Source organism: Streptomyces sp. NPDC104581 (assembly GCF_055583685.1).
Map to the genome: position 1 here is coordinate 43,961 of NZ_JBVJNN010000028.1, position 21,911 is coordinate 65,871.

General features: G+C 74.9%; 5 protein-coding genes. All 5 read right to left on the reverse strand.

Features of this window, described 5'->3' with window-relative positions:
• Positions 1 to 8: 8 nt before the first annotated feature.
• From ACZ61E_RS22265 to ACZ61E_RS22285, 5 genes are read right to left on the reverse strand one after another with little or no spacing between them, the layout of a single operon-like run.
• Positions 9 to 227: an MbtH family protein gene (locus tag ACZ61E_RS22265; protein WP_469701578.1), complete on the reverse strand. Its 219-nt coding sequence runs from the start codon at positions 225 to 227 to the stop codon at positions 9 to 11.
• Positions 224 to 9,472: an amino acid adenylation domain-containing protein gene (locus ACZ61E_RS22270; RefSeq protein ID WP_469701579.1), complete on the reverse strand. Its 9,249-nt coding sequence runs from the start codon at positions 9,470 to 9,472 to the stop codon at positions 224 to 226. Before ACZ61E_RS22270 ends, ACZ61E_RS22265 begins: the two co-directional genes overlap by 4 nt.
• Positions 9,469 to 16,329: an amino acid adenylation domain-containing protein gene (locus ACZ61E_RS22275; RefSeq protein ID WP_469701580.1), complete on the reverse strand. Its 6,861-nt coding sequence runs from the start codon at positions 16,327 to 16,329 to the stop codon at positions 9,469 to 9,471. The genes ACZ61E_RS22270 and ACZ61E_RS22275 overlap by 4 nt, the downstream gene beginning before the upstream one ends.
• Positions 16,322 to 17,242 (reverse strand): 3-hydroxyacyl-CoA dehydrogenase family protein, encoded by a 921-nt coding sequence (locus tag ACZ61E_RS22280; RefSeq protein ID WP_469701581.1) that lies wholly within the window; start codon positions 17,240 to 17,242, stop codon positions 16,322 to 16,324. Before ACZ61E_RS22280 ends, ACZ61E_RS22275 begins: the two co-directional genes overlap by 8 nt.
• Positions 17,243 to 17,280: 38 nt before the next feature.
• Positions 17,281 to 21,909 carry a condensation domain-containing protein gene (locus ACZ61E_RS22285; RefSeq protein WP_469701582.1) on the reverse strand — a complete coding sequence of 1,543 codons (4,629 nt, stop codon included), beginning with the start codon at positions 21,907 to 21,909 and terminating at the stop codon, positions 17,281 to 17,283.
• Positions 21,910 to 21,911: the final 2 nt, after the last annotated feature.

Consider the following 21,911-nt stretch of genomic DNA (forward strand, 5'->3'; position numbering starts at 1 on the left):
TGGTGCCGTCAGCGGGCCGGGGCGTCCGTCGCCGTGACGAGACTCGTCGGGCGCAGGTCGGTCCAGCTGGTCTCGATGTGCGTCAGACAGGCGGCGCGGTCCGCCGGGCCGAAGGTACGGGTCCAGCCGGCCGGGACGTCGGCGAACTCGGGCCAGAGGGAGTGCTGTCCCTCGTCGTTGACCAGCACCAGAAAGGTGCCGCTCTCGTCGTCGAACGGGTTGGTCATGGTGTTTCCTCTCGGTGTCGGTCGTCGTCGGATCGCGCGCGCAGGAGATCGGTGACCGGCAGCCCCGGCCGCGCGGCGACGGTGTCCAGCAGACAGGTGAGTTCGCGCAGGAGGCCGGGGGCGGCGCCGGGTGCCAGTGCCCCCGGCCGGTGGTCGAGTCGGAGCCGCAGGGACCCGTCGGCGGCGAACGCCACCAGGGTCAGCGGGTAGTGGGTGGCGTCCCGGCCCTCCACCCCGCCGACCCGCAGCCCGGACACCGGTCGCGCCAGTGCCACCGGGTCCAGGGGATAGTTCTCGACCACCACGTGGGTGTCGAACAACTCCCGCCGTCCCAGTGCGCGCTGGATCTCGCTCAGTCCGATGTGGTGGTGCGGCAGCAGCTCCGTCTGCTCGTCCCGCAGCCGGCGCAGGGTCTCGCCCACGGTCAGCGCGCCGTCGAGACGCAGCCGCACCGGGACGGTGTTGATGAACAGGCCGATCATCGACTCCATGCCGGGAAGCTCGGGCTGGCGGCCGGCGACGGTCGTGCCGAACACCACGTCCCGGCTGCCGACGCGACGGGCCAGCAGCACGCCCCAGGCGAGCTGGACCACGGTGTTGAGGGTGACCCCTTCGCCGCCCAGGCCGCGCAGGGCCTTGGTCGTGGTGTCGGCCAGTGCCGCGCTCACCGTGTCGGCGCGCTCGACCGTCTCGGGCACGGCGCGGGTGAGCCGCGGTGACTCATCGAGGCCGGCGAGGGCGGTCCGCCACGCCTCGCGGGCTGCGGCCCTGTCGCGGGTCGCCAGCAGGGCCAGATGGTCCCGGTAGGGGGTGACCGGGTCCAGCGCGCCGGGGTCGCCTCCGTGGGCGTACAGGTCGAGGAGTTCCCGCACCAGGACGGGCAGCGACCAGCCGTCGATGACCAGGTGATGGTTGGTCAGGACGAGCCGGTGCTCGTCGGGGCCCCATCGGACGAGGGTGAAGCGGATCAGCGGTGGGCGGTCGGGGTCGAAACGGCGGGTCAGATCGGCGTGGGCCAGCCGCTCGTAGACCCGTTCGCGGCGTCCGCCGGCCACGCCCGTGAGGTCGATCTCCCGCCATCCGGGGGCGGGGGAACCGGGGATGACCTGGACCGGGTGGCGCAGGCCCTGGTGGACGAAGGCGGCGCCCAGATTGGGGTGCCGTGTCAGCAGTGCCGTCGCCGCGGTACGCAGCAGGTCCGGGTCCAGCGCGCCGTGGAGGCGGACCGCGCACTGCGCCTGGTAGACGTCCGGGGCGCTCGGCTCGTACAGGGCATGGAAGAGCAGCCCTTCCTGGAGCGGGGTGAGCGGGAGTACGTCGGCCGACTTCGGATGCGAGACCTCCAGCCGGTCGATCTCCGCCTGGTCGACCCGGACCAGGGGCAGGTCGGAGGGGCTTCGGCCGCCGCCGCGGACCCTGGCGTGCAGGACGAGGGAGTCGAGGGCGGCGAACCACAGATCGGTGAGCAGCCGCACCTCGGACTCGGTGAACCAGCCCGCCGACCAGCTCAGCGTGGCGGTGAGGGAGGGGCCCGAGGCGCCGTCCGTCGTCAGTGCGTTGATGTCGAGCAGGTGCGCGCCCAGCCGGCCGGCGCCCGCGCCCGTCCGGGCACGCGGGGCGGCCTGTTCCTCCGCGAGGCCCCAGTCGGCGACCCGCGTCGTGGCGAGGCGGCCCAGATAGTTGAAGCCGAGCTGGGGAGTCGCCCCGTCGGCGAGCCGGCTTCCGGCGACCGGGTCGAGATGGCGCAGGACGCCGTAGCCGACACCGCGGTCCGGGACGCTCCGCAGCGTCTCCTTGACCTGTTTGAGCGCGGTGCCGAGGGCGGGCCCCACGCTCCACACATCGGACCAGGAACAACCGGTACGGGGCAGTCTGACCGGGTACAGGGCCGTCAGCCAGCCCACCGTCCGGGACAGGTCCGCCGGGCCGGCCCGGCCGGCGTCCGGCGGGTCGGGGCGGCCGTGGGACTCCAGGTCCACCAGCAGCCCGTCCGGTCCGGGCTCGCGGCCCCGGCGACGGCACCACTCCTCGACCGCGATCGTCAGGCCGGTGAGCAGTACGGGCTCCACGCCGCAGTGGAAGGCGGCGCCGACCTCGGTGAGCAGGGGCAGGGTCCGGCCGGGCGGCAGGGTGACGGTCAGCTCCCGCGCCGGGCGGTCACCGGCGGACGGCGGCGGATCCGCGAGCGGGGGGTCCGGGGCCTCCACCGTCCGTGACCACAGCGGGAGTTCCGCGCGCCGGGTGCCCTCCGCCCCCTGCTCCGCGAGGTGGCGTGCCCAGGCGGGGAACTGCGTCGGTGGCGCGAGGGCGTCCGGCGGGTCCCCCGCGGTGAGGGCGCGGTCGACGGCGGCCAGTTCGGGCAGCAGGATCCGCCAGGAGACGCCGTCGACGGCCAGATGGTGGACGGCGAGCAGCAGTCGGCCGCTGCGGTCGGCGCCACGGTCGAGGAACTCGGCCGCCACCAGTCGGCCGGCGGTGGGATCGAGGCGGCCGAGCGCCTCGTCCAGGGAGTCCGCGAGCAGCCCGGGGAGCCGGCCGTCCGCGGCGGTGGCGGTGGTGACACGGCGGCGCACCTGGCCGGACACGCGGACCTCTCCGGCCGGGGCCACGTCGAGCCGCCACGCCTCCCCGGTGGTGTCGAGGCGCATACGGAGCGCGGCATGGCGGTCGACGAGGCTCTGGAGGACGGTGGTGAGCCGGTCCGCGGACAGCCCGGCCGGGGTACGGATCACCATGTGCTGGCTGAACGTCCGTATGTCACCGCTCTGTTCGCGCCACCAGTGGATGACGGGTGTCAGGGGCACCGGGCCCCCGCCGCCGTCCGGGTCCGCGGTGGCGCGGCGCCCCGGTGGTCCCGCGGCCTCGGCGCGGGCGGCGAGCCCGGCGACGGTGGGCGCGCGGAAGACGTCGTTCACGGTGATCCTCAGTCCGGCCTCGTGGGCGCGGCTGACGAGCTGGATGGCGACGATGCTGTCGCCGCCGGAGTCGAAGAATCCGTCGTGGAGGCCGATCGCCGGGGTCCGGAGCAACTGGGCGAAGATGCCGCGCAGGATGTGTTCCCGTTCGCCGCGGGGCTGTCCGGGGCCGGTGTTGGTGTCGGGGCCGCCGGACGGCGCCCCGGCGGGTGCGGCGGGCGGGCCGGTGCCCGGGTCGGGCGCGGGCAGGGCGGCACGGTCCAGCTTGCCGTTGCGGGTGAGCGGCATCGAGTCGAGTACCGCCCACGCGGTGGGCACCATGTAGTCGGGCAGTGTCGCGGCGAGATGCCGGCGCAGCGACGCCGGGTCGACCGTCGCTCCCTCGGCGGGCACCACGTAGGCGGCCAGCCGTTTCCCGCCGGGTCCGCCCTCGTCCGTCGTCACGGCGGCCTGGCCCACGTCGTCGTGGGCGGCGAGCGCGGCGGCGATCTCGTCGGTCTCGATGCGGAATCCCCGCAGTTTGACCTGTCCGTCGGCCCGCCCGGCGAAGGCGAGGGTGCCGTCCGGCAGCCAGCGCGCCAGGTCGCCCGTCCGGTACATGCGTGCGCCGGGCGGGCCGAAGGGGTCGGCGACGAAGCGCTCGGCGGTCTGCGCGGGACGGCCGAGATAGCCGCGGGCGACACCGGTGCCGGCGAGGTACAGCTCCCCCGTCACCCCGGCGGGGACGGGCTGGAGCCCGGTGTCCAGCACATAGCTCCGGCCGCCGTCCAGCGGGCGGCCGATCGGGATGCCCCGCCGGGCCGCCGGGTCGGCGAGGTCCGCGTCCGTGACCTGGTGCCAGGTGGCGCAGGTGGTCATCTCGGCCGGGCCGTAGCCGTTGACGATGCCGGTGCCGGGGCAGTGGCGCCGCACCGTGCGGACGGCGCGGGCGGAGACCACGTCGCCGCCGGTCCACACGACGTCGAGGGTGCTCAGGCACGCCGGGTCCTCCTCGGCGGCCAGTTGGAAGAGTCCGGCGGTCAGCCACAGGCTGGTGGGGCGGGTGTCGGCGATCAGCCGCCGCAGGGTCAGCAGATCCAGTTCTCCCGGTGGGGCGACGACGGTCTCGCCGCCGTTGAGCAGTGGCACCCACAGTTCCATCGTCGAGGCGTCGAAGGAGTGCGGGGAGTGCATCACCATGCGCCGGGCGGTGGTGGGTTCGTAGCACGCGTCGTCGGCGAGGTCGAGGATGCCGCCGTGGGTGATGGCGACGCCCTTGGGGACTCCGGTGGATCCGGAGGTGAAGATGACGCAGGCCAGCCGGCGGGGATCGAGGGGCGCGGCCGGTGGCGCGGTACGCGGTGGGGGCGGCGCGGCCAGGGCGTCGGCGGCGTCGAGGACCGCGGGCGCGCCCTCGGGCCGCTCCCCCGGCGGGAGTCCGGGACCGACGACCAGCACGCCGGCTCCGGCCTCGGTGATGACGCGCGTCTGCCGCGCACGGGGCGCGCGGCTGTCGAGCGGTACGTAGACGCCGCCGCTCTTGAGGACGGCGAGCGCGGTGACGGCGTACAGCACGCCGCGCTCCATGAGTACGGCGACGGGTGTCTCCGGGCCCACGCCGGCGGCGGTGAGATGGGCGGCCAGCCGGTCGGAACGGGCCTGGAGTTCCCGGTAGGTGAGGCTTTCCGCGTCCGAGCGCAGTGCCACGGCGTCCGGGTTCCGGCGGGTGTGCCCGGCGATCCGCCCGGGGACACCGCCGGCGGTCCCGTCGGCGGGGCGGGGCCTGGCCGGTGTCGCGCCCCACCCGTGCAGCAGCGCCCGGCGTTCGGCGGGGTCGAGCAGGTCGGCCCGGCGGACGGGGGTGTCGGGGCCGTCGGCCATCCGGGCGAGCAGCCGGACCAGGCGTTCGCCCAGCGCTCGGGCGGTGTCCGGCCCGAACAGGGCGGTGCGGTACTCGAGTACGCCCTCCAGCCCCTGCCCGGTGCCCTGGGGGTCGCGGTGCTCGTAGAGGCTGAAGGCGAGATCGCACTTGGCGGTGCCGGTGCCGACCATGGTCACCTCGGCGCGCAGACCGGGCAGGTCGAGCCGACCGGGGGGCGGCGGTGTGACCACCAGCATCACCTGGAAGAGGGGCGGGCCGCTCTCGGGACGGTGCGGGGCGAGCGCCTCCACGACGTGCTCGAACGGGACGTCCTGGTGGGCGAAGGCGGCGAGGTCGGCCGTGCGGACGCGGCCCAGGAGCTCCCGGAAGGTGGGGTCGCCCGAGGTGTCGGTGCGCAGGACGAGCGTGTTGACGAAGAAGCCGACAAGGGCGTCGAGACGGGGGTCGGGCCGGTCGGCGACGGCGGTGGCGACCGGGATGTCCGTGCCGGCGCCGAGGCGGGTGAGGAGTACGGCGAGCGCGGTGTGGACGACCATGAACATGCTGGCGCGTTCGGTGGTGGCGAGCCGGGCGAGGCGGCGGTGCAGGCCGGCGGGGACCCGGAAGGCGACGGTGGCCCCCTCGTCCGTCGGCGGCGCGGTGCGGTCGGTGGGAAGGGCGATGCGGGACGGCAGCGCGTCGAGCGCGCGGACCCAGTGGGCGAGGGCGCCCGCCCCCTCCGCCACGGGGCCTCCCCCGCCGTCCGTGTCCGTGTGGCGGGCGAGCGCGAAGTCGGCGTACTGGCGGGGCAGCGGCGGTAGCCCGGTGGGCGCGGTACCGCGCAGCCGGGCGCGGTAGGCGGTTTCGAGATCGGCGGCCAGCGGGGCGAGCGACGCGTGGTCGCAGGCGATGTGGTGCAGCAGGAGCAGCAGCGTCTGTACGTCGCCCGCTCCGGTGGTGAACAGCTCGGCCCTGAGCGGCGGTTCGAGGTCGAGCCGGAAGGCGCGCCGTGCGGCCCGGGACAGCAGGGCGGGCAGTTCGCGGGCGGTGGTGGCCGTCTCCACGAGGCGGGGGCGGCCGGGCCCGGGGGGCAGGACCCGCTGGTGGGGACGGCCGTCCTCCTCCTCGATGACGGTGCGCAGGATCTCGTGCCGGTCGGTCACGTCGCCCAGCGCCGCCGCGAGGGCGGCCCGGTCGAGGGAGCCGGTGAGGCGCACGGTCAGGGGCACGTTGTAGGTCACGTCGGCACCGGTGTGGCGGTGCAGGAACCACAGCCGTCGCTGCCCGTGGGAGAGGGGGATGCGGTCCGGGCGGCCGGACGGTGAGCGCTCCGTGGCCCGTGCGGGGGCGCACCGGGCCACCCGGGCCGCCAGGGCGGTGACGGTGGGGTGGTCGAAGATGTCGCGGACGTCGAGGTCGGCGTGGTGCGCGGTCCGGATGCGGGCGGCCAGCCGGGCGGCGCGCAGGCTGTCGCCGCCGAGGTCGAAGAAGTCGCCGTCCGGGTGGACCGTGGCCGCTCCGAGGAGTTCGGAGAAGAGCGCGGCCACGTCCTTCTCGAGCGGTGTGGCGAACACCGGGAGGTCCCGGCCGCCGGTCCCGGCCCCGTCCGGCGCGGGTTCACCGGGAGCGGGTACGGGCAGGGCGGTGCGGTCGAGTTTGCCGTTCGCCGTCATGGGCAGGGCGGCGACGCGTACCAGTCGGGCCGGCACGAGATGGGCGGGCAGACGCGCGCGCAGCTCGCGGCGCAGCCGGTCGGTGAGGTCCGGCGCGGAGCCGGTGCGGTGTGCGACGACGTACCCGACCAGGCGCGGTTCCGCGTCCGGGGTCGCGCGGACGGCGGTGACGGCGGCGCCGGACACCGCGTCCAGGGCCAGCAGCGCGGCCTCGATCTCGGCGGGCTCGACGCGGTAGCCGCGGATCTTCACCTGGTCGTCGGCGCGCCCCAGGTACTGGAGGGTGCCGTCCGCCGTCCACCGGACCAGGTCGCCGGACCGGTAGAGGCGCGAGCCGGGCGGGCCGAAGGGGTCGGCGACGAACCGTCCCGCGGTGAGCCCCGGCCGCCGGAGGTAGCCGTGGGCGAGGCCCCGGCCGCCGACGTACAACTCGCCGGTGACACCGGGTGGTACGGGTCGCAGGCTGTCGTCCAGGACATGGAGCCGGGTGCCGGGGAGGGCCGTGCCGATCGGGCTCCCGCCGTCTCCGGCGTGGGCGGCGGTCAGGTCGATGCGGGTGGCGTGGACGGTGGTCTCGGTGATGCCGTACATGTTGACGAGGGTGGGCGGGTCGGTGTCCGGTCCGTGGCGGCGGTACCAGTCGCGCAGGGTTCGCGGCAGCAGCGCGTCCCCTCCGAATATCACCCAGCGCAGGGCCAGTTGACGGCCGCGCGCCGGTTCCTCGGCGTCGGCGTGGTCGAGGGCGGCGAACGCGGACGGGGTCTGGTTCAGCACGGTCACGCGCTCGCGGACCAGGAGGTCGAGGAAGGCTCTGGGTGAGCGGGCCACGTCGCGCGGGACGACGACGAGCCGCCCGCCGTGCGCCAGCGCGCCCCACAGCTCCCAGACGGAGAAGTCGAAGGCGCAGGAGTGGAAGAGCGTCCAGACGTCGCTCGCGCCGAATCCGAAGCGGGAGGCGGTCTCCGTGAGCAGCGCCACGGGTCCCTCGTGCGGGACGACGACCCCCTTGGGCCGGCCCGTCGAACCCGAGGTGTGGATCACGTAGGCGGGGTGCGCGGGCAGCAGCGGGGTTCCGCGGTCGGCGTCGGTGGGGTTCGTGGTGTCGTCCGTGGTGGCGAGCAGGGCGGTCAGCTCGCCGGGTGTCAGCACATGGACCGGGCGGGCGCCGTCCAGGATCAGCCGGATCCGTTCGGCCGGCCAGTCCGGGTCGACGGGCACCGCGGCGGCCCCGGACTTGGCCACGGCGACGAGCGCGGTCACCAGGTCGACGGAGCGCGGGAGTTGTACGGCGACGTACCGGCCCGGTCCCGCGCCGCGCCGCAGCAGGGCACGGGCCAGCCGGTTGGCTCGGGCGTCGAGTTCGCGGTAGCGCAGGGCGGTGCCGGCGTCCCGGACGGCCACCGCGTCGGGGAAGCGGGACGCGGCCCGCTCGAACAGCACGGGCAGTGTCGTGGGGGCGGCGGCCGGCGGGCTGTCCGCTCCGGGGGCCGGGCGGCGGCGTTCGCGGGCGGACAGGTGGGCGCTGTCGCGCAGATCGCCCGCCGGGTCGGCGGCCAGCCGGTGCAGCAGCCTGGCGTAGCGGCGGGCCTCGGCGGCGGCCTCGGCGTGGCCGTACCGGGCGGGGTCGGCGTCCAGGTCGATACGGAGTCCGCCGCGCCGCTCGTCCGGGTACACCGTGACGGAGAGGTCCTGGACCGGCCCGATGGCGACGTTGCGCATCGCGGCGGGGCGGCCGGCGAAGTCGCGTCCGTAGCTGAAGGTCAGCAGGTTCACGGCCAGGCCGTACAGCGCACCGCCCGAGCCGGTCAGACCGAGGTCGCGCAGCTGTTCCTCGTACCGGTACCGCCCGTGGGGCAGCACCGCGTCCATCTCGCCGGCCAGCGCGCGCACCAGGTCGCTCGCCGGCCGGTGGGCGTGGACCGGGGTGCGGAGCGGCAGGATGTTCGACGCGGTACCGGCGGCCAGCAGGGACGCGGCCCGGTCGCGCGCGGTGACGGGCAGGCCCAGCACCACCTCCCCGGAGGCTCCCGCGCCGGCGCGTACGTGCGCGAGCAGCGCTCCGGCGGCCGTCGCCAGCACCGGCCACCGCACACCGAACCGGCGTGCGGTGGTGCGCAGTGCGGCCAGACCGGCGGCGGGCAGGCGGGCGCCGCCGCGCACCGCGAGGCCGCCGGCGGTGCCGGGGTGGCGGACCGGGGTGAGCCCGGCCAGCCGGGACTTCCAGAAGTCACGGTCCGCCGGCGCCTCGGACGAGGCGCGGTAGGCGCGTTCCGAGGTCAGCAGCGCCTCCGGATCGTGCGCGGCGGGTGTCGGCCGCTCGCCGCGCTCCAGGGCCGCGTAGAGCCGGCCGACCCGGCGCGCGAGCAGGGCGCTGCCCAGGCCGTCGAGCACCAGATGGTGGCAGGCGACGTACCAGCAGAACCGTTCGTCGGCCAGGCGCAGCAGCGCGGTCCGGAACGGCGGCCCCGCGCCGAGGTCGAACGGCCGGGCCACGTCGGCGCGCATCCACGCCATGGCCGCGACGGCCGGGGTCGGTTCGGCCCGCAGGTCGGCGTGGGTGACGGTGTACGCCGGCGGCGGGCCGTCCCACTGGAGCGGCTCGCCGTCGTCGCCGGCGGTGAACCTGGCCCGCAGCGGCGCGGTCTCGGCGACGGCCGCGCCGAAGGCCGCCTCGAACAGGTACGGATCCAGCGGCCCCGTGATGTCGAGGCTCAGACCCACGTGGTAGCGCCCCGGATCCGCGAGCCGGTCGCCCAGCCAGATGCCGCGCTGGGCCGAGGTCAGGGGCACCGGACGGGAGCCGTCCGGCAGGGTCACCCGGTCACCTCCGACCCGGTGGGCCGGCCGCGCAGCGCGGGGGCGAGCATCTCGGCGATCTCCGCCAGCGGGCCGGGGCGGCCCATCTCGGCGTGCGGGCACTCCACGGCGCGCACGTCCGGCTTTCCGCCGTCGACGTAGGGCTCCCACTGGTGTGCGGCCTCGTCGGCGGAGGTTTCGAGGGCGGTGAAGACCAGCAGGTCTCCGGTGTAGCGGGACGGGGTGTGCTCGTGGGAGAGGACGGCGTTGTTGGTGTAGACGCGGCAGAGCGTCTCGATCATCGCCTCGTCGAACGTGGCGAGCAGACCGGGGTAGGCGCGGCTGATCTCCAGGAACCGCGGATAGGTCATCTCGCCCTCGGCCCAGATCTCGGGATCGTAGCCGAAGAACTGGAGGATGGTGCGCATCACGTGGTCCGGGCCGAACCGGACGGCCGCGTCCGCGCCGTCGTCCGGTCCGGGTGCGCCCGCGACGTCGTTCCCGTCGCCGGTGCCGTCCGCCTTCGCGGGGGCGTCGGGTATCGCGTCGAGTACGGCCAGCAGCCCGATCTCCTCCCCCGCCCGCTGGAGCTGTACGGCCATCTCGTGCGCGACGATCCCGCCGAACGACCATCCGAGGAGGTGGTAGGGGCCGGCCGGTTGCACGGTGCGCAGCTGGGCCACGTAGTCCGCCGCCATCTCGGCGACCGTTCCCGGCAGTACCCGTGATCCGTCCAGGCCGCGTGCCTGGAGTCCGTAGAGCGGCTGGTCGGCGCCGAGGGGCCCGCTGAGCCCGGCGTAGGACCAGGCGATACCGGCCGCGGGGTGCACGCAGAACAGCGGTGGGCGACCGCCCTCCTCCCGCAGCGGCAGGAGTACGCCCGTGCCCGCGCCGAGTGCGGACGGGCCGGGCTCCGGGAGGGCGGCGGCGGGGACGTCCGCGGCCCCGTCCACGAGCAGGTCGGCGGAGCGGAGTTCGCCCAGGACGCTGTGCGGCGCGTGCGCGCTGCGGGTCAGCAGGGCGGCGAACCGGTCGACCAGGTCGTTCGCGCGGTCCGGGTCGATGAGGTGGGGGTGGTACTCGATCTGGAGGCTCAGGACGTCGTCACGGTGGCTGAGGACCACGCCAAGCGGGTAGTGCTGCCGGTCCTCGCCCGAGGCACGGATGAGTTCCAGGCCGGGGGCGGGGCGGCGCAGCGACTCGCCGTCGAAGGGGTAGTTGGCGAAGGACATCATCGTGTCGAACATGTCGCCGCTGTCGGTGATGCGGCGGATGTCGGTCAGGCTGATATGCTGGTACGGCAGGAGCTTGGCCTGTTCGTTCTGGACCCGTACGAAGAGGGAACCGAGCGACTCGGCCGGGTCGAGCCGCACCCGGGTGGGCACGGTGTTGATGAACAGTCCCACCATCGCTTCCACACCGGGCAGTTCGGCGGGCCGGCCGGAGACCACGGAGCCGAACACGACGTCCTGACGGCCGGTCTCCTCGGCGAGGAGGATGGCCCAGCAGGTCTGGAGCACGGTCGCGAGCGTCACCCCGTACCGCCGGCCGGTGCCCACGAGCGCCGCGGTGACGTCCTCGCCGAGCGAGGTGCGCAGATGCCTCGACGGTACGGGCTCGCCGGGCCGCGGGTTCCCGACCTTGGTGGGGGTGAAGCCCGCCAGCGCGGTGCGCCAGGCGGCCTCGGCCGCCTCGCCGTCCACGCGCGAGAGCCAGTTGGCGTACTCGCGGAACGGGGTGCCGGTGGGCAGCGCGTGCGGTGTCCCGGTGACCCGTGCCCGGTAGTGGGTGAAGAGTTCGCCGATGATGATCGGCAGTGACCAGCCGTCCAGCAGGATGTGGTGGGTGGAGAGCACCAGGCGCCTGCGGTCGGCGCCGAGGTCGATCAGCAGCAGGCGCAGCAGTGGCGGACGGGCCGGTTCGAAGGGCCTGGAGCGTTCGTTCTCCAGGAGGATTTCGACCTCGCGCTCGCGTTCCTCCTCCGTCGGGCCGCTCAGGTCCACCTCCTGCCAGGGCACGTCCATGCCGGGGCGGAAGATCTGGACGGGTTGCGGGAGTCCGGTGTGCACGAAGGCGGCACCGAGGTTGCGGTGGCGGTCCAGGAGGTCGCGGAAGGCGCCCCGCATGGCCGTGGTGTCCAGCGTCCCTTCCAGTTCCAGCCAGAACTGGATGGTGTAGAGGGAGTGCGAGACGTCCTCGGGGTCGCCGTCCCCGGGGGTGTTCATGGAGTTGAGGAGCAGGTGGTAGAGCATGCCCTGCTGGAGGGAGGAGAGCGGCAGTATCTCGTCCAGGCCGGGGTGGTCGCTCTCCAGCCGCTCGATCGCCGGCTGGTCGAGCCGGACCAGCGGGAAGTCGGACGGGGTACGGCCGCCGGCGCCCGGCTCGGCCGCGTGCGCGGCCAGGGCGTCCAGGAACTCGAACCAGTGGTCGACGAGTTCGTCGACCCGCTCGTCGTCGACGGCTCCCTCCGCCCAGGAGAACGCGATGCGCAGCGCGGTGCCGTCCGCGGTGTCCTCGGTGAGGGCGTTGACGGACAGCGGGTGGTCCAGCGGCATCCCGGCGTCGGCGCCGGCGGTCATGCCCGTCTCGGGCGCGGGTGACCAGTCCTGTTCCCCGCCCTCGGAGGGCAGGAGGAAGCGGCCGAAGTAGTTGAAGCCGATGTGCCGGGGCTCGGCGGTGGCCAGCCGGGGCCCGGTCTCCGGGTCGAGGTAGCGGAGCATGCCGAAGCCGATGCCCTTGTCCGGGATGGCGCGCAGCTGTTCCTTCACCCCGCGCAGGGCCCGGCCGAGGTCTCCGCCGGAGGGCACCGACCCGTCGGGGAGCGGGACGCCGGGCGCGATGCGCACCGGGTACATGCTGGTGAACCAGCCGATGGTGCGCGACAGGTCGGCGCCGGGCACGACGGGTTCGCGGCCGTGGCCCTCGACGTCGATCACCACGTCCTCGGTGGTGCCCACGCACCGCTGCACGGCCAGCGCGAGCGCCGTCAGCAGTACGTCGTTGATCTCGCAGTGGAAGGCCGCCGGGATGGTGGTGAACAGGTGGCGGGCCCGTTCGGCGCCGTAGACGACCGTCCGGGAGCGGGCGGTGCCGGTGGTGTCGCGGGCGGGGTCCAGGGGGCGGCTGGCGAAGCGGGGGCCCGGTACGTCCAGCATCCGTTCCCACAGGGGCAGTTCGGCCTGCCGTTCCGGGGTGCGCGCCTGCTCCTGGAGCGCGCGGCTCCAGTGGCGCAGGGAGGTCTCGACCGGACGCAGGCGGGGGGTGCGGCCCGCCGCGGCGTCGTCGTACGCGCCGACCAGGTCGGGCACCACGACGCGCCAGGAGACGCCGTCGCAGGCCAGGTGGTTGGCCATGAACAGGAGCCGGCCGGGGGTCCGCGGGCCGGCGTCGAACCAGACCACCCGCACCATGTGGCCGTTCCGCACGTCGAGTTCGGTCTGTGCCCGCCGGGTCTCGCGGGCCAGCACGCGCAGCAGGCCGTCCCCGGAGAGCCCCTCGGCGGGCACGCGGCGCACGCGGTCGCCGGCCGGGACGCTGCCGACCGGCCGCACCTCCAGCGACCAGTCGGGTGCCGAGCGGTCGAGGCGGAGCCGGAAGGCGTCGTGGTGGTCGATCAGCGACTGGACGGCCGAGGTCAGCGACGACTCGCGCAGGCCGCCGGGGACCCGGAGGAGTACGGCCTGGTGGAAGCCGTCGACGGGCCCGCCCTGGTCGCGCAGCCAGTGCATGATCGGGGTGAGGGGTACGTCGCCCACGGCGGCGGCGGAGCCGCCGGTGTTCTGCCGTCCGGTCTCCCGCGCGACCCGGGCGAGTGCCTGGACGTTCTTGTACTCGAAGATGTCCTGCGGGATCAGGACCAGGCCCGACTGGCGCAGATGGCTGACCAGTTGGATGGACATGATGCTGTCGCCGCCGAGGTCGAAGAAGCTCTTGTCGCGCGGTACGTCGGACTCGCGCAGCACTTCGGCGAAGGCGGCGGCCACCAGGTCCTCGCGGGAGGCGGGGGCCTCGTCCACCGGCTCCGGCTCCGGAACGGGAACGGGGGCGGGGGCGGCCGGGGGCGCGGCGAGCGGAGCGGGGTCGCTCTCGCGGGCCAGCTTGCCGTTGGGGGTACGGGGCAGGGCGCCGGTGAGCCGGAGTTCGGCCGGTACCAGATGCGCCGGAAGGCGTTCGGCGAGCCAGGCGCGCAGTTCCTGCGGCACGGGCGGCGCGGCGGCGTCGGAGGGCACCAGATGGGCGATCAGCCGGGCGTCGCCCGCGTGGTCGGTGCGTACGACGGCCATCGCCTCGGCGACCCGGGGGTGGCGGGCCAGGGTCGCCTCCACCTCTCCGGGCTCCACCCGGAAGCCGTTGATCTTCACCTGCTCGTCCGCGCGCCCGAGGAAGTCGAGCTGCCCGTCGGACCGCCGGCGGACCGTGTCCCCGGTGCGGTACATCCGGGTGCCCGGCGGACCGAAGGGGTCGGCCGGGAAGCGTTCGGCGGTCAGCCCCGGACGGCCCAGATAGCCGCGGGCCAGTCCCTCGCCCGCCAGATACAGCTCCCCCGTCGCGCCCTCCCCGACCTGCTTCAGGGCGTCGTCGAGCACATAGGCGCGGACGTGGCGCAGCGGCCGGCCGATGGGCGGCGCCCCCGTGTCCGGGTCGGCGTCGGCCCGCCACGCGGTGGCGTACACGGTGGCCTCGGTCGGCCCGTAGGCGTTGAACAGCCGGGTGCCGGGCATCGTCCGGACCACCCGGTCGGCGAGGCCGGCGGGCAGGGCCTCGCCGCCCAGGGCCAGGGCGCGGGCCGACAGGTCGAGGCTCGTCCGGTCCAGCAGCTTGCCGAGCGCGGAGGGAATCGCGCAGACGAGACCGCCGGACCAGCGGGGCGGTTCGTCGTCCAGGAGCGAGAGCAGGTTCCGTACGACCTCGACCGTGCCGCCGGTGGCCAGTGGCGGGAACACCTCGGCCACGGACACGTCGAAGCTGAACGAGGTGGCGGCGAGACTGTGCGCGAGCGCCTCCGCGCCGAGTTCCTCCTCGGCCCAGGCGAGCAGGGGCAGCACGTTGCGGTGGGTCACGACGACGCCCTTGGGGGCGCCGGTGGATCCGGAGGTGTAGATGACGTAGGCCGGGTGACCGGGCGTCAGGGGCGCGGTGCGTTCGCCGTCGGTGATGTCGTGCGACGCGGCGGACGACAGTTCCGCCCGGACCGGCTCGTCGTCCAGGACGACCAGCGGGCCGGCGGGTGTGCCGAGGTCCCGGTCGGCGTGGGCCGTGTCGGTGAGCAGACAGGACGGCCGGGCGTCGCCGACCACGAAGCGGAGGCGCTCGTCGGGGTAGGCCGGGTCGAGCGGCAGATACGCGGCGCCGGACTTCAGGACCGCCAGCATCGCCACGAGCATGTCGGTGGTCCGGGGCAGCAGCAGCCCGACCAGCCGCTCGGGACCCGCGCCGCGGCTGATGAGCAGCCGGGCCAGCCTGTTGGCCCGCTCGTGGAGCCGGCGGTAGGTCAGCTCCCCGTTCCGGTCGCGTACGGCGACGGCGTCCGGGTGGCGCCGCGCCGCCGCGTCCAGCACGGATGTGAGCGTGTCCTCGGGGACTGTCCGCGCCGGGGCGGCCGGTACCGGGGTGGGCGTGCCGGCCGGTGCCCCGGCGGACGGTGCGGCCAGTGCGGCCAGTGTGTGGCCCGGCGCCGCGACCGCGGCGGACAGGAACGAGCCGAGCTGCCGGGCGTCTGCGTCCGGTCCGGTCGCCGACCGGCCCTCCGCCGGTCCCGGGACGGCCACACGCAGGGTCCGGCCGTCCGGGTCCTCGTCCAGCAGGAACCTCGGAACGGCGGACGGCCCGCCGGCCGGCCCGCGGCGGACCGCCCGGTGGTCGCCGAAGCGCAGCGCCGGGGCCGGGTCCGGTACGTCCGCGATCGCGTCGTACAGCCTCTCGCCGGTACCGGTCGCGTCGAGCGCGCGGCAGACCTCGGTGTGCCGGAACCGCTGATGGCGCCGGACCCGGCGCGATTCGCGGGCGACCTGCCGGACGAGTTCCGCGAACGGGGTGTCCGGCGTGATGTCGAGGCGGAGCGCGGCGATGTCCTCGGCGGCGCCCGGTACGCGCTGGAGGGCGCGCTCGAAACGGCCGTCCACGGGCAGTCCGAGGACCACGTCGGTCGTACCGGTGGTCCGGTGCAGATGGGCGGCGACGGCGGCGATCAGGACCGATCGCGGGTGGGCACCGCAGTAACGGGCCGCCGCCCGTACCGACTCCAGGTCCGGGGTCCGCCCGTGGGGACCGGCCGGCGTCGGTGCGGGCCGCGGTGCCGGGGCCGGCCCGGAGGGCGTCAGACCGGCGAGGCGTCCGCGCCAGAAGGCGGCGTCCGCCTCGGCGTCCGGTGAGGCCCGGTAGGCGGCCTCGGCCGCGGTGAGCCGGGCGAGTGGCGGGAGGGCGCCCTCGGTGGCGGGCCGGCCCGCCACGAGCGAGGTGTAGATCTCGGCGGCACGGCGGCTGACGAGGGCGCAGCCGTGGGTGTCGACGGCCTGCCGGGGGTGGCCGTGGAACCAGGTGAACCTGTCGTCCGCGAGCCTGATCAGGGCCTGCGAGGAGCGTGACGTGTCCCGGCCAGGCGCCGTCGCGTCCCGCAGCCAGACGTCGAGCGCGGCGGCCGGGTCGGTTTCGTCGGCCAGGTCCACCATGGTCAGCGGGAGGCTCCCGCCGTCGGTGAACTCCGCGCGGCCTCCGGTGGCTTCGGTGCCGTCGGCCGCACGCAGACGTACGGCTTCCGCCTCGCCGGTCACCTGGCGTATCGCGTCCTGGAGGACGGTCACGTCCACCGGGCCGTGGATGTCCACGGCCTCCGCGACGAGACCCGCGTCGGATGTCCAGGTGCTGTCGTACTCAGACATGACTGTCAGCTCCTGCGGGCCGCATTCGGGTGGACGGGGGCGACGGGTAGTTGTGGAAGCCGCGGCCGGCCTTTCTGCCGACGCTTCCCTCGGCGACCAGCTTCGACAGCAGTGGTGTGGGGCGGAACCGGTCGTCGCCGGTGAACTCGCGCAGCACGGCCAGCGTGTCGACGACGGTGTCGAGGCCGATCAGGTCGGCCGTGCGCAGCGGCCCCGTGGCGTGCCCGAAGCAGTCCTTGAAGACCCGGTCCACGGTGTCCGAGTCGGCGGTGCCCGCCTCCACGACGGCCGCCGCCTCGTTGACCGTCAGCATGAGCACGCGGTTGCTGACGAAGCCCGGACCGTCACCGACCACGATCGCCTTCTTGCCGAGGCCGGCCAGGACGTCCAGGGTCCGGCGTACGGTGTCCGCGCCGGTGGACGCGGCGGTGGCGACCTCGACGGTGTCCTTGAGCGGCGCCGGGTTCATGAAGTGGGTCCCGATGACGTTCGCCGGCCGGTCGGTGCAGGAGCCGAGGTGGCGCACCGGAATCGCGGAGGTGCACGAGGCGAACACCGCGTCGGCGGGGCATGTGCGGTCCAGGGCGCGGAAGATCTTCGCCTTGACCGGGACGCGTTCGGGGGCGCAGTCCACCACGAAGAGGGCGTCGGAGAGGGCGGCCGTGTCCGCCGCCCAGCTCACGCGCCGCTCGGCGGGGCCGGGGTCCTGCCGGCGGAGCAGCCGTGCGGCGCGGATCCCGGCGCGCAGCCGCTCCGGACCGCTGGCGCGGGCCGCCGGGTCGGGGTCGACCACCACGACGGGATGGCCGGCCGCCGCGAAGCACTGGGCGACTCCGACGCCCATGGTGCCCGCTCCGACGACGCCCACCGGGATCCCGGCCGTGTCCGGCTCACTGTCCTTGCTCTCGACCACGCGTGTGGTTCCTTCCCGTTCGGTGCACGCTCGCGCTGTCATTCGGCGGACGCGGCCGCGGCGCGCGCCAGGGTGACGAATTCGTCGGCCAGGGCGAGAACCGTCGCCTCGTCGAACAATTCGGTGCGGTAGTCGACGGCGATCCAGTGGCCGGCGACGATCCAGTGCAGGTCGGGGGTGGGGCCGTCGGCCGCACCTCCGGCGCCCCGGAGGTCCGCGGTGATGTCGAAGGGCGGGGTCTCCCCCGGCGGCGGCCCGGTCCTCGCTCCGGCTCCGGCCTCGGCTTCCGCGTACAACCGGGCGATCCGGCCGGTGAGTTCGGTGAACGGGAGCTCGTCGGCCACGTCGATCCGCAGGGGCAGCGGCGCCGAGTCCGGCCGGACGAGGCCGAGCAGCAGTTCGTCGGACTCGGCGCGCCCGGTGAGCAGGGCGACGAGTACGGCCAGCAGCCCCGCGTCGTCGAGTCCCGGGGCGAGGCCGCCGGGCAACGGGACCTCGTGACGGGCCGTCGTACCGTCGCCGCCGTCCTGGGGGCGCGGCCGGTCGGTGGGCAGTTCGAAGGGGCGCGGGCCGGACTCGACGGCCCCCGCGTGGCCGGCGGGCCTGCCCGGCAGCGCGGAGAGCGGGAGACCGGGGTCACCGGTCGCCGCCCACAGCAGGTCGACCCAGGAGGCGGTGATCGCCGCGATGGTGCCCCGGTCGAAGAGATGGGTGCTGTACTCCACCACCACGTCGAGGTCGTCGGCCCCGGCGCGCTCCCCCACGACGACCGAGATGTCGAACTTGGACGTCCCCGGGGGGAGGCCGGGGAACAGCGGCCCGCCCTCCTCGTCCACCGCCGGGCCGAACAGGCTCTCGCCGAAGACGAAGTGCGGTGGCAGGGTCTGGTGGACGTACATGACGTCGAAGATCGGGTTACGGGCCGGGCCGCGTTCGGGGGCCACCTCGCGCACCACCGCGTCGAAGGGGATCTCCTGGTTCTCCAGTCCGTCGATCACACCGGTGCGCACCTGGCGCAGCAGCGTGCGGAAGTCCGGGTCCCCGGAGAGGTCAGAGCGCAGCGCGATGGTGTTGTTGAAGAAGCCGAGCAGACCCCACAGTTCGGGACGCGTCCGGCCGATCGTGGGGGTCCCGACCACGATGTCCCGCTGGTCCGCCCACCGGGACAGGGTCATGGTGAGACCGGTGAGCAGCAGGGTGAAGAGCGTGGCCGACTCCTCGACACCGACCTTGCGGAGCCGGTCGACCAGCTCGGGCGGGACGGTCAGGCCGTGGGCGGCGCCCGCGAAGTCCATCCGCGCGGCGCGCGGTCGGTCGGTGGGCAGCCGCAGCACGGGTGGGTCGGTGAGCCGTTCCTTCCAGTAGCTCAACTGGCCTTCGAGCAGCCCGTGTTCCATCAGCTCGCGCTGCCAGTGCGCGTAGTGGCGGTACTGCACGGGCAGCGGCTCGGCACGGTGCTCCCGTCCTTCGCAGCGTGCCTGGTAGAACTCCATCAGCTCGCGCATGAGGATCTGTGGCGCCCATCCGTCGTTCACCGCGTGATGGGTCAGCCAGCAGAAGAGGTGGTCGTCGGGGGCCAGGCGGATCAGGGTGACGCGGACCAGCGGGTCCCGTTCGACGTCGAGGGAGCGCTCGGACTCGACGCGGATGATCTCGCGGGCGGTGCGCTCGGCGTCGTGGCGCCCCGTCAGGTCCTCGTAGCGGAAGAAGTCGCCGAGTTCGGGCCGGACGGCGAGCCGTGCGCGGCCGTCGACCGAGACGAAGTTCGACCGCAGGACTTCGTGGCGCTTTGCCAGGTCCTCCCAGGACAGCCGCATGGCTTCGGGGTCGATTGGGCCGCTGTGGCGGGAGGCGCCCGGGAGGTTGTAGAGGGTGGTGCCCGGGTCGAGCTGGTGGTGGAACCACATGCGCTCCTGCCCGTAGGACAGAACCAGGGCGTCGGTCCGCCGGATCGGCGGGAGGGCGTCGGTCTCCTCGCCGGGTACGGCCGGCCGGGGTCCGGGGGCCGGGTCCGGGCCGGCGGACGGTGTCAGATCGGCCTGTACGGCGGAGGCCAGATCGGCGACGGCGGGGTGGTCGTAGACGTCGATCATGCGCAGGCTGACGCCGTAGCGCTGCTCGACGCGCTTGAGGAGGAGCAGGGCGATGATGGAGTTGCCGCCGATGGCGAAGTAGTCGTCGTCGGGGGCGACGGCGTCCGCGTAGAGCAGTTCGGCGAGGGTCTCGCGCAGCCAGGGCAGCACCTCGGCCCCGGTGTCCGTGCCGGCGGTCGGCCGGGACGCGGTGGCGGGCCCGTCGGAGGCAGTGACGGCCGGCTCGGGCGCCGTGCCTTCGCCGCGCGGCTGGAGCACGGCGGGCGGCTCGGGAGCGGTGGCCGTCACGGGTGGCGAGGGGACGGCGGGGGCGGCGGGGGCGGGCGCCGGGTCCGCGGGCCGGGCCGGGAGGTCCCGGTCGGGCAACGGCGGTCCCCCGGCGGGTTTCCGTACGGCCGCGTCCCCGCGGGTCTCCGCCGTGTCCGGCGGAGCGGCGGCGGGCGCCCTGACCGGCTCACCGGTACGCCGTGCCCAGCAGGGGACGCCCCGGAACGGCGGGCCCGGCAGCGGCACCCGGCGCCCCGGAGGTGTCTGCGCGGCCCAGTCGGGGTCGTGTCCCAGTTCGTAGAGCCGCGCCAGGACGCCGAGCACACCGTCGGTCCCGGGTCCGGCCGTGAGGACCTCGGCGCCGGGACGGCCGGCCAGGTGGTCCGCGAGGAGGCCGCTCAGCTCACCGCTGCTGCCGAGTTCGACGAACGCGACGGGTCCGAGGGCCAGTTGTTCGTCCGCGGCGGCCCGGAGGCGGTCCGGGTCCACGGGCGAGACGCTGATGTCGCCGCTCGCGAGAGCGCCGATGTCGTCCTCGGTCAGGGTGCCGTTCAGGTGGCGGACCGCGTAGCGGGAGACTCCGGAGCTGATCAGCCCGTCCGGGGCGATCCCGGCCCGGACGAGCGCGGCGTGTGCGGCCAGCTGCCCGCGTACGGCGTCGGCGTGGGCGGCCGGGACCCGCAGGGTCTCGGGGAGGGGGGCGGGCACGTCCGCGGTGGCGGGGGGCCGTGCGTCGCCGGAGAGCAGGAGGACGACACGGGGCCGGGCGGGCGGTGCGGAGACCGGGGCGAGCCGGCCCCAGGTGACCGCGGCGGCCAGTCCGGTGGCGAGCCGGCGCGTCCCGTCGGCCACCACGCCCACGCGGAAGGGGTGGTGTTCGCGTCCCGTGTTCAGGGTGCGGGCGATGTCCTGGAACGGGAGCGCGCTGGTGCGCAGTTCCACCGAGAGCCGCTCGCACAGCGCGTACAGATCGGCTTCGGTGCGGCCCGAGACACCGACCACCCGCGGTGCCCCGTCCGGCGGGGCGGCGGGGAGCGCGGGCGGTTCCTCGACCACGCAGTGGGCGTTGACGCCCCCGAGGCTGAAGGAGCTGACGCCCGCCCGCCGCACGCCGTCGGTCCGCCACGGCCGCAGTGCGGTCACCACCTCCAGCTCGGCCCCGATGAGGTCGACCTCGGCCGCGGCCTGCCGGAAGTGCAGCGACGGGTACAGCTCTCCGTGGCGCACGCTGAGGATCGCCTTGACCAGTCCGGCGACACCGGCCGCGTGGTCGAGGTGGCCCAGGTTGGTCTTCAGGGAGCCGATGGCGAGCGGGCGGCGCTTCCCCTGCCGGGCGAGGGCCAGCCCCTCCACCTCGACGGCGTCGCCCAGCCGGGTGCCGGAGCCGTGCGCCTCCAGGTATCCGGCGGTGCCGATGTCGAGCCCGGCCCGGTCCCAGGCCCGTGCGATGACATCGGCCTGGGCGCGGGCGCTGGGCGTGGCGATGGTGGCGGAGTGACGGCCGTTGTGCGCGGTGGCGGTGCCCCGGATCACCGCGTGGACGAACGCGCCCTCGTCCAGGGCCCTTTCGAGGGTGGTGAGCAGCAGTACCGCGCCGCCCTCACCCGCGCCCGCGCCGTCCGCCGCCTCGTCGAAGGCACGGGAGCGGGCGGTGGGCGAGGCGATGCCGGGGAAGTCGTCGGCCGCCGCCGCGGGGGCGATGAAGTGCCGCAGGCTCACGCCGCCGACCACGGCGTACTCCGCCTCGCCGTCCCTGAGTTCACGGCAGCCCTGGTGCACGGCGACGAGCGATCCGTTGCACCCGGTGTCCACGCCGTAGCAGGGGCCGGTGAGGGCGAAGAGGTGGGAGATCCGGGCGGGCAGGGCGAAGGGCATGTTGCCCATGAGGCTGAGGGTGCCCGGCTCGGTCACGAACGGGAGATATCCGTTGCCGGGTGAGCTGAAGACCACCGCCGTCCGGCTGTCGCGCAGCGCGGCGGGGGTGTACCCGGCGTTCTCCAGGGCCTCCTGGGTGAGGTGCAGCGCCAGCCGGTGCTGGGGGTCGGTCACCTCGGCCTCGTAACGGGAGAGACCGAACAGCTCGTGGTCGAAGAGGTCGATCCGGTCGACGTAGCCCATGTCCGGGTAGTCGAGCGACGCGTCGAGGCCGGTGGAGGCGACGCGTTCGGGGGGAATGGGCCGTACGGAGTCCCGGCCTGCGCGCAGGTTGGCGCGCAGCGTGGCCAGGTCGGCGGCCTCGGGCAGCCGGGTCGCGATGCCGATGACCGCGATGTCGGCCGTGGCGGCACCGGTTGTCTGCGCCTTCACGC

Coding starts and splice junctions, on each gene's coding strand:
- ACZ61E_RS22265 (WP_469701578.1), bottom strand. CDS start 227: ATGACCAACCCGTTCGACGACGAGAGCGGCACCTTTCTGGTGCTGGTC.
- ACZ61E_RS22275 (WP_469701580.1), bottom strand. CDS start 16,329: ATGTCTGAGTACGACAGCACCTGGACATCCGACGCGGGTCTCGTCGCG.